The following is a 13,307-nucleotide window of genomic DNA, read 5'->3' on the forward strand; positions in this document are numbered from 1 at the left end:
GGTGTTCGCCATGCCCTCGCCCCGTTCGTCGTCGACGTCGACGCAGGGTCCGGGGATGCGCCTGACGGGGTCCACGGCGCGGCGCGCGGTGACGCTGATCTGGCGGGGCATGCGGGCGCACCCGTGGACGTACGCCGCGGCGGTCGGCACGGCCGCGCTGTTCGGCGCCACGACCGTCGTGCTGAGCCGCGCGCTCGGCTGGGCGACCGACGACGTCGTGGTCCCGGCGCTCGCCGGGGACGCGGCCGCGCGCGGGCGCATCTGGTGGGCGGGTGGCGTCATCGCGCTCGTCGCGGTGACGCTCGCGGTCGGGGTCGCGGGCCGGCGCATCTTCGCCGGGCTCGGGTACGCCCAGATCCAGGAGGACCACCGCCTGCGCGTCACGCGCCAGTACCTACGCCTGCCCATGTCGTGGCACCGGCGGCACCCGACGGGGCAGCTGCTGTCCAACGCGGGCGCGGACGTCGAGGCCGCGACCTCGGTGTTCAACCCCCTGCCGTTCGCGCTCGGGGTCGTCGTCATGCTCGTGGTCGCGACCGTCGCGCTGCTGCGCACCGACGTGTGGCTCGCGCTGGCCGCGCTCGTCGTCGTGCCGCTCGCGGTCGTCGCCAACGCCTGGTTCCAGCGCCGCATGTCGCCCGCGATCACCCACGCGCAGCAGCTGCGCGCCGAGGTGGCGGACGTCGCGCACGAGAGCTTCGAGGCGGGACTGCTCGTCACGTCGCTCGGCACGCAGGCGCGCGAGGAGCGACGCTTCGCGGAGCGGTCGAGCGCGCTCGCCGACGCGAACGTGCGCGTCGGCGTGGTGCGCGCGTTCTTCGACCCGGTGATCGACCTGCTGCCGAACGTCGGGACGCTGACGGTCCTGGTCGTCGGGACGTGGCGCGTCGCGGAGGGCGGCATCGGCACGGGCGACGTGGTCGCCGCGGCGTACCTGCTGACGCTCCTCGCGGTGCCGGTGCGCGCGTTCGGCTGGGTCCTCGGCGAGATCCCGCGCGCGCTCGTCGGCTACGACCGGGTCGCGCGCGTCGTGGACAGCCGCGGCGCGCTGCCCGAGGGGCGCACGCCGTGGGCCGGCACCGGGGCGGGTGCGCGCGTGACGTTCGAGCACGCGACGCGGCGCGTGGACACGCCGCAGGGACCGCTGACGCTCGTCGACGACGTCGACCTCGACGTCGAGCCCGGGCGCGTCGTCGCGGTCGTCGGGCCGACGGGTGCGGGCAAGACGAGCCTCGTCGCGCTCGTGTCACGCCTCGCGGACCCCGACGAGGGTGCGGTGCGCGTGGACGGCGTCGACCTGCGCGACCTCGCCCCGGACGCCCTGACACGGCACGTCGCGCTCGTCGCGCAGCACGCGTTCGTGTTCGAGGACACGGTGCGCGGCAACGTCACGCTCGCAGACCCGGAGGACACCGACGCCCCGTCCGACGACGAGGTGTGGGACGCGCTGCGCGTCGCGCGCGTCGACGACGTGGTCCGTGAGCTGCCCGGCGGTCTCGACGCGCACCTCGGTGAGCGCGGCGCGAACCTGTCCGGAGGGCAGCGCCAGCGGCTCGCGCTCGCGCGTGCCCTCGTGCGCCGGCCCCGCGTGCTCCTGCTCGACGACGCGACCTCGGCGGTCGACCCGCGCGTCGAGCAGGAGATCCTGCGCGGGCTGCGCGGCACTGCCGCGCGCCAGGGACCCACCGTCCTGCTCGTGGCCTACCGGATGTCGTCGGTGCTGCTCGCGGACGAGGTCGTGCACCTCGACGGCGGGCGCGTCGTCGACCGCGGGTCGCACGCCGAGCTGCTCGCGCGCGACCCGGGTTACCGCGACCTCGCGACCGCGTACGAGCGCGAGAGCGAGCGACGCGCCCGACGGGACTGGGACGAGGGCGACGGGCCGGGCGACGGCGTGGAGGACGACGAGCCGTACGCCGAGCTCGACGAGGTGGACGCACGATGACGACGACGCAGACCCCCGCGCAGGACCAGCCGCAGACCACGCAGCGTGGGCACGCGATGGCGCCCGCCTCGACCCTCGGCGTGCTCGCCACCCTGCGCCGCGGCGTCGAGGTCTCGCCACGGCTCGTCGAGGGACTCGGCCTGACCGTCCTGCTCGCGACGGCCGCGGCCGTCGGCAGGGTGCTCGTGCCCGTCGCCGTCCAGCAGACCATCGACACGGGCATCCTCGCCGAGGGCGGGCCGGACGTGCGTCGCGTCGCGGCGCTCGCGGGCTTCGCGGCGCTCGGGCTCGTGCTGGGCGCCCTGTGCTCGGCCGCGGTGAACATCCGGCTGTTCCGCTCGAGCGAGGCGGGCCTGCTGCAGCTGCGCACCCGCGCGTTCCGGCACGTGCACGACCTGTCGGTCCTCACGCGCGGCACCGAGCGCCGCGGCAGCCTCGTCTCGCGCGTCACCTCGGACGTCGACACGATCTCGCTGTTCGTGCAGTGGGGCGGGATCATGCTGCTCGTCTCGGTGCTGCAGATCATCGTCGCGACCGCGCTCATGTCGGTGTACTCCTGGCAGCTCACGCTGCTGGTCTGGCTCGGGTTCGTCCCGCTCGTCGCGGCTCTGCAGCCGTTGCAGAAGCGCGTCAACGCCCGGTACTCCGCGGTGCGCGAGCGGTACGGCGCGATGCTCGGCGCGGTGTCCGAGTCCGTCGTCGGCGCCGAGACCATCCGGGCGTACGGCGTCGCCGCCCGCACGCAGCGCGCGACCGACGCCGCCATCCACGCGACGCGCAAGGCGATGGTCCGTGCGCAGAACCTCGTCGCGGTCGTGTTCTCCTCCGGGGTGCTGACCGCGAACCTCGTGCTCGCCCTCGTGGTCGTCGCCGGCACGTCGCTCGGCGTCACGGGCGACCTCACGCCGGGCCGGCTGCTGGCGTTCCTGTTCCTCGTGCAGCTGTTCACCGGGCCGGTCCAGATGGCCACCGAGATCCTCAACGAGCTGCAGAACGCGGTCGCGGGCTGGCGGCGCGTGCTGGGCGTGCTCGAGACGCCCGTCGAGGTCGCGGACCCCGTCGACGGCGTGGCCAGCCCGCGCGGACCGGCGGCGCTCGAGCTGCGGGGCGTCGGCTTCGCGTACCCCGACGGCCCGCCCGTGCTGCAGGGCGTGGACGTGACCGTGCCCCCGGGCTCGTCGCTCGCGGTCGTCGGCGCGACCGGGTCGGGCAAGACGACGATCGCGCGGCTCGTCGCGCGCCTCGTCGACCCCACGCACGGGCAGGTGCTGCTCGACGGCACGGACCTGCGCACCGTCCGACGCGCCGACCTGCGCCGGCGCGTCGTGCTCGTGCCCCAGGAGGGGTTCCTGTTCGACGGCACGCTCGCGGAGAACATCGCCTACGGGCTGCGCCGCGACGACGACCCCGCGTGGGCGCCCGCCGCCGACGACCCGCGCGTGCGCGACGCGGTCGACGCCCTCGGGCTCGGCCCGTGGGTCGACGAGCTCGGCGCGGGGCTCGCGACCCCGGTCGGGCAGCGCGGCGAGTCGCTCTCGGCGGGGGAGCGGCAGCTCGTCGCGCTCGCGCGGGCGTACCTCGCCGACGCGGACCTGCTGCTGCTCGACGAGGCGACGTCCGCGGTCGACCCGGCCACCGAGGTCCGGCTCGCGCGTGCGCTCGCCGGGCTCACCGCGGGGCGCACGACCATCACGATCGCGCACCGCCTGTCGACGGCCGAGGCCGCGGACGCCGTGCTCGTCGTCGACTCCGGCCGGGTGGTCGAGCACGGTCCGCACGACGAGCTCGTCGCGGCCGGCGGGCTGTACGCGACCATGCACGGGGCGTGGGTCGCGCAGACCCGCTGAGCGCCGCGCTGCGCACGTCCAGGTCCGTGGACGCTGCCCGAGGTCGCGGGCACCGGCGTGGCAGGATTCTCGGGTGCCCACCCTGGACCCCGCAGTCGCGTCGCGTCTCAAGCGCGACGACCACGGCCTCGTCGCCGCGATCGTGCAGCAGCACGACACGCGTGAGGTGCTCATGCTCGGCTGGATGGACGACGAGGCGCTGCGCCGCACCCTCACGTCCGGTCGCGTGACGTTCTGGTCCCGCTCGCGCCAGGAGTACTGGCGCAAGGGCGACACGTCCGGCCACGTGCAGCACGTGAAGGCCGTGAGCATCGACTGCGACGGCGACGCGCTGCTCGTCGAGGTCGACCAGGTGGGCGCCGCGTGCCACACCGGCACGCGGACGTGCTTCGAGGCGGGCGGCCCGCTGCCGGTGACGGCCGACGAGGCGGGCCACGAGACGGCCACCGAGACGCAGGAGCGGGCATGAGCACGACGTCCGGCACGACGACCGTCCCCGACGCGACCGCGCAGGTCCCGTGGGGGAGCACGTGGCCGTCGCTCGACGGGTTCCGCGACCTGGCCCGGGACCGCCGCGTCGTCCCCGTGGTGCGCCGCCTGCTGGCCGACGACGTGACCCCGGTCGGGCTGTACCGCACGCTCGCGGCGGGACGCCCCGGCACGTTCGTCCTCGAGTCGGCCGAGGCCGACGGGACGTGGGCGCGCTGGTCGTTCGTCGGCGTGCGCTCGCGCGCGACGCTCACGGTGCGGGACGGCCAGGCCGTCTGGACGGGTGACGTCCCGGTCGGGGTCCCGACGGACGGGGACGTGCTCGACGTGCTCGGCGACACCCTCGACGTGCTGCGCACGCCCGTGCTGCCCGGCCTGCCGCCGCTGACCGGCGGGCTCGTCGGCGCGCTCGGGTGGGACGTCGTGCACCACTGGGAGCCGACCCTGCCGCGCAAGGCGCCCGAGGAGCTCGACGTCCCCGAGGTGACGCTGCTGCTCGCCACCGACCTCGCGGTCGTCGACCACCAGGACGGGTCGGTGTGGCTCGTCGCGAACGCGATCAACTTCGACGACACCGACGAACGCGTCGACGAGGCGTACGCGGACGCCGTCGCGCGGCTCGACGCGATGCAGGCGTCACTGCTGCACCCCGCGCCCTCCGCGGTCGCGGTCCTCGCGGACGCACCCGAGCCCGAGCTGCGGTTCCGCAGCACGCGCGAGGAGTTCGACCAGGCCGTGCGGTTCGGCAAGGAGGCGATCCGCGACGGCGAGGTGTTCCAGGTCGTCATCTCCCAGCGCCTCGACCTGGACTGCCCGGCCGACCCGCTCGACGTGTACCGCGTGCTGCGCACCATCAACCCGAGCCCGTACATGTACTACCTGCAGCTGCAGGACGCGGACGGCTCGGACTTCGCGGTCGTCGGTTCGAGCCCCGAGACGCTCGTGAAGGTCGACGACGGGCACGTCACGACGTTCCCGATCGCCGGTTCGCGGCCGCGGGGCGCGACGCCCGAGGAGGACCGCGCGCTCGCCGACGAGGTGCTCGCCGACCCGAAGGAGCGCGCGGAGCACATCATGCTCGTCGACCTGTCGCGCAACGACATGGTCAAGGTCTGCGAGCCGACGAGCGTCGAGGTCGTCGAGTTCATGGCCGTGCGCCGGTTCTCGCACATCATGCACATCACGTCGACCGTCGTCGGGCGGCTGCGTGCGGGCGCGACCGCGCTGCAGACGCTCATGGCGACGTTCCCCGCGGGCACGCTCTCCGGTGCGCCCAAGCCCCGGGCGATCGCGCTCATCGACGAGGTCGAGCCCGCGCGCCGCGGCATCTACGGCGGGACGGTCGGCTACTTCGACTTCGCGGGCAACATGGACATGGCCATCGCGATCCGCACCGCGCTCATCCGCGACGGGCGGGCGTCCGTGCAGGCCGGCGGCGGGATCGTCGCGGACTCGGTGCCCGAGCTCGAGTACCTCGAGTCGCGTAACAAGGCCCAGGCGGCGGTGCGCGCGATCCAGGTCGCGTCCCGCCTGCGACGAGCGGATGGCTGAGACGCCCCGTCGGGCGGGGCGTGGCCGCGCCGCGGGGCTCCTGGTCCTCGCGGCCGGGCTGACGGGGCTCGTGGCCGTCGTCCCGTGGCTCACGGTCGACACGACGACGGTGCTGGGCGTGCCGCGCACGATCTCGGTGTCGGGCTCCTCGGCCGCGCCGTCGCTCGTCGCGGCCGCGCTCGTGCTGCTCGCCGCCGCAGGGGCGGTGGCGCTCGTCGGCCGTGCCGGGCGGTGGGTCGTGGCCGGCGCCGTCGCGCTGGCCGGCGCGCTCGTGGTCGTCGACGCCGTGGGGGTGCTGCGCGCGCCCGTCGACACGGCCGCGCCCCGCGTGGTCGAGGAGCTGGGCCTCGAGCGCGCGCTGGAGGCCGCGGTGTCGCCGTGGCCGTGGGTCGCGGTCGTCGTCGGGGTGCTGGACGTGCTGCTGGCGGTGTGGCTCGTGCGGGCGAGCGCGGCGTGGTCGACCGGGCGCCGCCACGAGAGCGGGACGACGGACGCGCCCCCCGCCGGCCGCGGCGGTGCGCCGCTCTCCGAGCGCGACCAGTGGGACGCGCTGACGCGCGGCGACGACCCGACCGAGGGGTCGGACGGCGTCCCGCGCGCCGACGACTGACGCCGGTCCTGGGCGCGGGCGCGCGCGCCGGACCGCCCCGGCCGGGCTGTGGTCCGCGTCGCAGCGGACGTGCCGGAGCGCACGGTCGGGCGCACGCTAGGGTGAGCGGCGAACCTCGTACGGAAAGGTCGACGATGGCCGACAACACCCTCGCGCACCGCGCGCAGAACCCCACGACCACCGAGGCGGTGCACCTGCCGCCGACGGCCCCGCCGACGAACCACGGTCATACCGTGGCGGCCTGGACCACCACGTGGGTCGTGGTCGGGGGCGCGCTGGTCGCCGCGCTCGCGATGGTCTTCGCGCAGGTCTGGCTGTTCTGGGTGGGTCTCGCCGTGTGCGTGCTCGGCCTGGTGATCGGCAAGGTGCTGCAGGTCGTCGGCTACGGCCAGGGCGGTGCCCAGACGCTCGCGCGCCAGAAGGCGCGCGGGGGCCACTGACCCGATGAACGCGCCCGTGCCGCCCTCGCCCGACGAGCCGCGCGACCCGTCGGCCCCGTCCGAGCCCCTTCAGCCGTCCGTCCCCGACGAGCCGGGTGCCGCGGCGCCCGCGAGCTCCGACCAGGGCGGCACGAGCGACCCCAGCACGCGGGAGAGCAGCACGGCGGAGAGCGCCGCGGAGAGCCCCTCCGACCCGACACCGACGGGGTACACCCCGCCGTCCTACGAGGCGCCGGCGGGCTACGTCGCGCGCCCGGTCTACGAGCCGCCCGCGACGTTCGGCGTGCCCTCCTCGTCGGCCGGCACACCCTCGTCGGCCGGCACACCCGCATCGGCCGCCTCGCCCTCGTCGTCGGACGACGACACCGACGAGCCCTCGTCGCCGGTCGCGACGCCCCCCGACACGCAGCCCGCGTCCGAGGTCCCGCTCTACGGCACCCCGCCCGAGCCCGGCGCCGACCCGTACGCCGCGCCCGCCTACGGCACTGCGCCCGTGGCCCCGCCCGGGTACGGCACCGCGCCGTCCGGCGGCCCCGCCTACGGCGCGCCGCAGTCGCCGTACGGCGCGTGGCCCACGGACCCGTACGCGACGCCGCCGCGGGCGAGCAGCCCGCTGGCGACGTGGTCGCTCGTGCTCGGGATCCTCGGCGTCGTGCTCGCGTGCGGCTGCTCGTTCGTCGGTCTCGCCGCCGCCGTGCCCGCGATCCTGCTCGGCAACCGCGCCAAGTCGGACGCGGCCCGGGGCCTCGTCTCGAACGTGTCCGCCGCGCGGGCGGGCGTGATCCTCGGCTGGGTCGGCGTGGGGCTCGCGGTCCTGCGCACCGTCAGCGGCATCGCCACGTACACCCAGAGCTCGCTCTAGGCGCGGCATGGGCGCGCCGGTCGTGGGCCAGCAGGTCACCACACCGCCCGCGACGGCGCCCCGCCGTCGTGCGTGGCGTGGTCCCGCGCTCACCGCGGGGATCGTGCTCGCCGGGACCGCCGTGGTCGCGCTGCGCGACCCCCACGTGTCGGGGAGCTACGGCTACTGCCCGCTGTACGCGGCCGCGGGGCTGTTCTGCCCGGCGTGCGGCGGCCTGCGCGCCACGCACGACCTCGCGCACGGCGACCTCGCCGCGGCGTGGGCGATGAACCCGCTGTGGGTCGCGCTCGTCCCCGTCGTCGTGGCGCTGTGGGGGTGGTGGGCCGTGCGCGTGGCGCGCGGTCGGACCGCGCCGGTGCTGCCGTCGTGGTCGGCGTGGGTGTTCCTCGCGCTGCTCCTGGTGTTCGGCGTGCTGCGCAACCTGCCGGGTCTCGAGGCTCTCGCGCCCTGATCGTCCCGGTCCGCCGGGAAGGTCCTCGTCCGCCCCGGGGGCGTCGGGACGCGCGCCCGCTCCGCGCCGTCCCCAGCGGCCTCGTCCTGCGTCGGGATCGGTCCTCGGCCTGGCAGAGTGTCCCCAGCACGTCCCGAACCGCACCCACGACTGGAGCACCGCGATGAGCACGCCCGACCAGCCGACCGAGCCGCAGCAGCCGAGCGAGCCGTCGTCGCCGTACGCGCCGCCGTCGGCGGGGTCGTCGGGCGGGTCCCAGCCCACGCCGCCCGTCGACCAGCCCCCGGCGTACGACCAGCCGCCCGCCTACGGGCAGCCCGCGGCGGACCAGCCGCCCGCGTACGGTCAGCAGCCGTCCTACGGCCAGCCTCCTGCCTACGGTCAGGCTCCCGCGTACGGTCAGCAGCCCTACGGCCAGGCTCAGTACGGGCAGGCTCCGTACGGCCAGGCTCCGTACGGCCAGGGTCCGTACGGCCAGCAGCCGTACGGGCAGGCTCCCGGGTACGGCGGCTACCCGGGGTACCCGCCCGGCGCCTTCCCCAAGAACAGCCTCGGGGTGTGGGCGCTCGTCCTCGGCATCGCCAGCCTCGTGATGTGCGGCCCGTTCTCGGGCATCGCGGCGATCATCGTCGGCAACCACGCCAAGCGGGCCGTCGCCGCCGGTCAGGCCGACAACGGCAGCCTCGCGACCGCCGGCGTCGTCACCGGCTGGATCGGCACGGCCCTGTGGGTCGTCCTCATCGGGTTCGCCCTGCTCGCCGTGATCGCGGCGCCCGGCAGCACCGTCAGGGGCTACTGACCACGCCCGCGCGCGACCTGGTCCACCTGTCGGGCCGTGGTCCGGGTCACTCCGCGGCGCCTCTACGATGACCGGGGGACGGACCTCGCACGGCCGCACGGCAGCGGGTCCGCCCGGGACGCGAACGAGGGGTGTGGTGGCCATGAGCGTGCTCGACGAGATCGTCGCGGGGGTCCGGGAGGACCTCGCGGCACGGGAGGCGCGCACGCCGCTCGCCGAGGTCAAGGAGCTCGCGGCACGTCGCGAGTCGGCGATCGACGCGGTCGCGCGCCTGCGGGTCGAGGACGCGGTCACGGTCATCGCCGAGGTCAAGCGCTCGAGCCCGTCGAAGGGTGCGCTCGCGCAGATCTCCGACCCGGCCGCGCTGGCCGCGGAGTACGAGAAGGGCGGAGCGGCCGCGATCTCGGTGCTCACCGAGGAGCGCCGGTTCAACGGCTCGCTCGCGGACCTCGACGCGGTGCGCGCCCGGGTCGACATCCCGGTGCTGCGCAAGGACTTCATCGTGTCGCCCTACCAGGTGTGGGAGGCCCGCGCGCACGGGGCCGACGTGTGCCTGCTCATCGTCGCGGCGCTCGAGCAGACGGTGCTCGAGTCGCTCGTCGAGCGCGTGCACTCGCTCGGCATGACCGCGCTCGTCGAGGTCCACGACGTGGACGAGGTCGACCGCGCGGTCGACGCGGGCGCCCGGGTCATCGGCGTGAACGCGCGCGACCTGCGCTCGCTCGAGGTCGACCGCGGGACGTTCGCGCGCGTCGCGCCCCGGATCCCGTCCGACGTCGTGAAGATCGCCGAGTCGGGCGTGCGCGGACCGCACGACGTCGTCGACTACGCGCGCGCCGGTGCCGACGCGGTGCTCGTCGGCGAGGCGCTCGTCACCGACGACGCGCCGCGGCAGTCCGTCGCCGACCTCGTCGCGGCCGGCGCCCACCCGTCCCTGCGCGCGGTGCGCCAGTGAGCGGGGTCGACAGCGGTCGGCCGGTCGTCCCGGGCCAGGAGCCCCGGCTCGGCTCGCTCGCCACGCACGTCGGGCCGTACTGGGGCGACTTCGGCGGCCGGTTCGTGCCCGAGGCGCTCATCGCGGCCCTCGACGAGCTCGACACGGCGTATCACAAGGCCCTGGCGGACCCGGCGTTCGGTGCCGAGCTCGCGCGCCTGCACCGCACGTACACCGGTCGTCCCAGCCCGCTGACCGAGGTGCCGCGGTTCGCGGCGCACGTCGGCGGCGGCGCCCGCGTGTTCCTCAAGCGCGAGGACCTCAACCACACGGGCTCGCACAAGATCAACAACGTGCTCGGCCAGGCGCTGCTCGTGAAGCGACTGGGCAAGTCGCGCGTGATCGCGGAGACGGGCGCCGGGCAGCACGGCGTCGCGACGGCCACGGCCGCCGCGCTGCTGGGCCTGGAGTGCACCGTGTACATGGGCGAGGAGGACACGCAGCGCCAGGCGCTCAACGTCGCCCGCATGCGCCTGCTCGGCGCCGAGGTCGTCCCGGTGACGATCGGCACGCGCACGCTCAAGGACGCGATCAACGAGGCGCTGCGCGACTGGGTCGCGAACGTCGAGACGACGCACTACCTGCTCGGCACGGTCACGGGCCCGCACCCGTTCCCGGAGATGGTGCGCGACTTCCACAAGCTCATCGGCGAGGAGGCGCGCGCGCAGCTGCTCGGCGAGATCGGCCGGCTGCCCGACGCCGTGGCGGCGTGCGTGGGCGGCGGCTCGAACGCGATGGGCATCTTCAACGCGTTCCTGGACGACGAGGGTGTGCGGCTGTTCGGCTTCGAGGCGGGCGGTCGCGGGCTCGGCCCCGGGGACCACGCGGCGCGGTTCTCGGGCGGTGCCCCGGGTGTGCTGCACGGCGCGCGCTCGTACCTGCTGCAGGACGAGGACGGGCAGACGATCCCGAGCCACTCGGTCTCGGCGGGCCTCGACTACCCGAGCGTCGGCCCGGAGCACTCGTGGCTGCACGACATCGGCCGCGCGACGTACCTGCCGGTCTCGGACGCCGAGGCCATGGATGCGTTCCGGCTCCTGTGCCGGACCGAGGGGATCATCCCCGCGATCGAGTCCGCGCACGCGCTGGCGGGCGCGATCCAGCTCGGGCCGCAGGTCGGCGAGTGGTCCGACGAGCCCGTGGTCCTGGTGAACCTGTCGGGGCGCGGTGACAAGGACGTGGCCACGGCCGCGCGGTGGTTCGGCCTGCTCGACGCGGGCGACGAGGGCGAGGGGGACCGGTGAGCGGCGGGCAGACGACGAGCGCGACGCCGGGTGCCACGACGGGCGCCACGACCGGCGCCACGACGGGACCGCTCCTCGACGGTCTCGCGGCCCAGGGCCGCGCGGCGCTCGTCGGCTACCTCCCGGTCGGGTACCCGTCGGTGCCGGGCTCGGTCCAGGCGGTGCGCACGATGATCGACGCCGGAGTGGACGTCGTCGAGCTCGGCATGCCGTACACCGACCCGGTCATGGACGGCCCCGTCATCCAGCGCGCGGTCGACCACGCGCTGCGGGGCGGCACGCGCGTGCGGGACACGCTCACGGCGGTCGAGCAGGTCGCGGGCCGCGGCGCCCCGGTGCTCGTCATGACGTACTGGAACCTGGTCCTGCGCTACGGCGTCGAGGCGTACGCGCGCGACCTCGCGGCGGCCGGCGGAGCCGGCCTCATCACGCCGGACCTCGTGCCCGACGAGGCCGAGGCGTGGATCGCGGCGTCGGACGCGCACGGCCTCGACCGGGTGTTCCTGGTCGCCCCGAGCTCGACGCCCGAGCGGCTCGCGAGCACGGTCGCCGCGTCGCGCGGCTTCGTGTACGCGGCGTCGACCATGGGCGTCACGGGGGAGCGTGCGACAGTGGGCTCGCGGGCCGAGCAGCTCGTCGCCGACACCCGCGCGGCGGGCGCGCCGCGGGTGTGCGTCGGCCTGGGCGTGTCGCGCCCCGAGCAGGCGGCGCAGGTGGCCTCGTACGCCGACGGCGTGATCGTCGGCTCGGCGTTCGTCCGCTCGCTGCTGGACGTGTCCGACGAGGCCACGGGTCTCGACCGTCTCGCCGAGGTCACGGCCGCGCTCGCCGCGGGGGTGCGCTCGGCGCAGCGTCCGGCGGGCGGTTCGGTCGACGGGTCCGCGCGGTGAGCCTCGCGTCGCTCGTCGGGACCGCGCCCGCGGGCGGGCTTGTCGAGGGCGGGTTCGTCGACGGCGGGTTCGTCCACGGCGTCCGCGCCGCGATCCCGAGCCCGTCGCACGGCGTGTGGTACCTCGGCCCCCTGCCGCTGCGTGCGTACGCGCTCGCGATCCTCGTCGGGATCGTGGCCGCGGTGCTCCTGACGCAGCGCCGGTGGGAGGAGCGCGGCGGTGACCGGGACCAGGTCGTCGAGATCGCGTTCTGGGCCGTGCCGTTCGGCATCCTCGGCGGGCGGATCTACCACCTGGTCACGTCGCCGGACGCGTACTTCGGCGAGGGCGGCGACCCCTGGAAGGCGTTCGCGATCTGGGAGGGCGGCCTCGGGATCTGGGGCGCCGTCGCTCTCGGCGCGGTCGGCGCTTGGATCGGGTGCCGCCGGCAGGGCGTGCGACTCGCCCCGTTCGCCGACGCGCTCGCGCCCGGTCTGCTCGTGGCCCAGGCGATCGGCCGGCTCGGCAACTGGTTCAACCAGGAGCTGTTCGGCGGTCCGACGACCCTGCCGTGGGGCCTGCGGGTCGACGACTCGGTCGCCGAGGCGGCCGGGTACGCCGCCGGGACGCTGTTCCACCCGACGTTCCTGTACGAGATGGCGTGGAACCTCGCCGGCGCCGCGCTGCTGGTGTGGGCGGACCGCAGGTTCCGGCTCGGGCACGGCCGGGTGTTCTGGCTGTACGTCGTGGTGTACACCTCGGGCCGCCTGTGGATCGAGGCGCTGCGCATCGACCCCGCCCACGGCTTCCTGGGGTTGCGCCTCAACGTCTGGACGTCGATGCTGGTCGGCCTCGGGGCGCTGGTAGCGTTCGTGGTGGTCGGGCGTCGGCATCCTGGACGCGACACGACCGTCCTGCTGGACCCGTCGGCGGAACCCACGCAACAGGCCTCCCAGCAGGAGGACGTCCCGCAGGACACGGACACCGACTCGGCGGCCGTCCCTGCGGACGACGAGGACGGTCATCCGGCCCGTTGACGACGGGCCCGGACCGGCCCCGGACGTGGCCGATCATCAGTGATCCGAGTCACACAGGGCGATGCGGCCACCCGTTCAGGCGGGTTGTATCGTCGCCCACCACAAGGGCCGACGACGTCCCGATCCCCCCAAGTTCGTGCGAGCCCCGGTCCGGCCGGGGCACTGTGAG

At 75.4% G+C, this 13,307-nt stretch carries 13 protein-coding genes; all 13 read left to right on the top strand.

From position 1 onward, the window contains the following. The first annotated feature begins 10 nt into the window (after positions 1-10). The 13 genes from F1D97_RS11130 (at position 11) to lgt (ending at position 13,138) form a co-directional block, all read left to right on the top strand. Positions 11-1,945 carry an ABC transporter ATP-binding protein gene (locus tag F1D97_RS11130; RefSeq protein ID WP_236120578.1) on the top strand — a complete coding sequence of 645 codons (1,935 nt, stop codon included), beginning with the start codon at positions 11-13 and terminating at the stop codon, positions 1,943-1,945. Further along, complete coding sequence (locus F1D97_RS11135) at positions 1,942-3,792, top strand: ABC transporter ATP-binding protein (RefSeq protein WP_236120579.1); 1,851 nt, start codon at positions 1,942-1,944, stop codon at positions 3,790-3,792. Before F1D97_RS11130 ends, F1D97_RS11135 begins: the two co-directional genes overlap by 4 nt. Before the next feature lie 73 nt (positions 3,793-3,865). Beyond that, positions 3,866-4,261: a phosphoribosyl-AMP cyclohydrolase gene (gene hisI, locus F1D97_RS11140; RefSeq protein WP_236120580.1), complete on the top strand. Its 396-nt coding sequence runs from the start codon at positions 3,866-3,868 to the stop codon at positions 4,259-4,261. Continuing rightward, positions 4,258-5,832 (top strand): anthranilate synthase component I, encoded by a 1,575-nt coding sequence (locus tag F1D97_RS11145; RefSeq protein ID WP_236120581.1) that lies wholly within the window; start codon positions 4,258-4,260, stop codon positions 5,830-5,832. The genes hisI and F1D97_RS11145 overlap by 4 nt, the downstream gene beginning before the upstream one ends. Further along, the gene (locus F1D97_RS11150; RefSeq protein ID WP_236120582.1) at positions 5,825-6,442 is read left to right on the top strand and encodes a Trp biosynthesis-associated membrane protein; all 618 of its coding nucleotides are present in this window, start codon (positions 5,825-5,827) and stop codon (positions 6,440-6,442) included. Before F1D97_RS11145 ends, F1D97_RS11150 begins: the two co-directional genes overlap by 8 nt. Positions 6,443-6,576: 134 nt before the next feature. Next, entirely contained in the window at positions 6,577-6,882 is a 306-nt protein-coding gene (locus tag F1D97_RS11155; protein WP_236120583.1) for an HGxxPAAW family protein, read from the top strand. A 4-nt stretch (positions 6,883-6,886) separates the two neighbouring features. Then, entirely contained in the window at positions 6,887-7,744 is an 858-nt protein-coding gene (locus F1D97_RS11160; RefSeq protein ID WP_236120584.1) for a DUF4190 domain-containing protein, read from the top strand. Positions 7,745-7,751: 7 nt separating this feature from the next. After that, entirely contained in the window at positions 7,752-8,195 is a 444-nt protein-coding gene (locus F1D97_RS11165) for a DUF2752 domain-containing protein (RefSeq protein WP_236120585.1), read from the top strand. Positions 8,196-8,358: 163 nt separating this feature from the next. Beyond that, on the top strand, positions 8,359-8,994 hold the full coding sequence (locus F1D97_RS11170; RefSeq protein WP_236120586.1) for a DUF4190 domain-containing protein: 636 nt from the start codon (positions 8,359-8,361) through the stop codon (positions 8,992-8,994). Positions 8,995-9,136: 142 nt separating this feature from the next. Next, positions 9,137-9,949 carry an indole-3-glycerol phosphate synthase TrpC gene (trpC, locus tag F1D97_RS11175; RefSeq protein WP_236120587.1) on the top strand — a complete coding sequence of 271 codons (813 nt, stop codon included), beginning with the start codon at positions 9,137-9,139 and terminating at the stop codon, positions 9,947-9,949. Continuing rightward, positions 9,946-11,232, top strand: a complete 1,287-nt coding sequence (trpB, locus tag F1D97_RS11180) for a tryptophan synthase subunit beta (RefSeq protein ID WP_236120588.1) — start codon at positions 9,946-9,948, stop codon at positions 11,230-11,232. Before trpC ends, trpB begins: the two co-directional genes overlap by 4 nt. Then, entirely contained in the window at positions 11,229-12,122 is an 894-nt protein-coding gene (gene trpA / locus F1D97_RS11185) for a tryptophan synthase subunit alpha (protein ID WP_236120589.1), read from the top strand. The genes trpB and trpA overlap by 4 nt, the downstream gene beginning before the upstream one ends. Positions 12,123-12,214: 92 nt before the next feature. Further along, positions 12,215-13,138 carry a prolipoprotein diacylglyceryl transferase gene (lgt, locus tag F1D97_RS11190; protein WP_236123576.1) on the top strand — a complete coding sequence of 308 codons (924 nt, stop codon included), beginning with the start codon at positions 12,215-12,217 and terminating at the stop codon, positions 13,136-13,138. The last annotated feature ends 169 nt before the right edge of the window (positions 13,139-13,307 follow it).

The sequence above is a fragment of the Cellulomonas palmilytica genome (genome assembly GCF_021590045.1).
Taxonomy (GTDB): Bacteria; Actinomycetota; Actinomycetes; order Actinomycetales; family Cellulomonadaceae; genus Cellulomonas; species Cellulomonas palmilytica.

What these genes read in the sequence shown, in the direction of transcription:
- F1D97_RS11130 (WP_236120578.1), top strand. Translation starts at nt 11, where the DNA reads ATGCCCTCGCCCCGTTCGTCGTCGACGTCGACGCAGGGTCCGGGGATG.
- F1D97_RS11135 (WP_236120579.1), top strand. Translation starts at nt 1,942, where the DNA reads ATGACGACGACGCAGACCCCCGCGCAGGACCAGCCGCAGACCACGCAG.
- F1D97_RS11145 (WP_236120581.1), top strand. Translation starts at nt 4,258, where the DNA reads ATGAGCACGACGTCCGGCACGACGACCGTCCCCGACGCGACCGCGCAG.
- F1D97_RS11150 (WP_236120582.1), top strand. Translation starts at nt 5,825, where the DNA reads ATGGCTGAGACGCCCCGTCGGGCGGGGCGTGGCCGCGCCGCGGGGCTC.
- F1D97_RS11155 (WP_236120583.1), top strand. Translation starts at nt 6,577, where the DNA reads ATGGCCGACAACACCCTCGCGCACCGCGCGCAGAACCCCACGACCACC.
- F1D97_RS11160 (WP_236120584.1), top strand. Translation starts at nt 6,887, where the DNA reads ATGAACGCGCCCGTGCCGCCCTCGCCCGACGAGCCGCGCGACCCGTCG.
- F1D97_RS11165 (WP_236120585.1), top strand. Translation starts at nt 7,752, where the DNA reads ATGGGCGCGCCGGTCGTGGGCCAGCAGGTCACCACACCGCCCGCGACG.
- F1D97_RS11170 (WP_236120586.1), top strand. Translation starts at nt 8,359, where the DNA reads ATGAGCACGCCCGACCAGCCGACCGAGCCGCAGCAGCCGAGCGAGCCG.
- trpC (WP_236120587.1), top strand. Translation starts at nt 9,137, where the DNA reads ATGAGCGTGCTCGACGAGATCGTCGCGGGGGTCCGGGAGGACCTCGCG.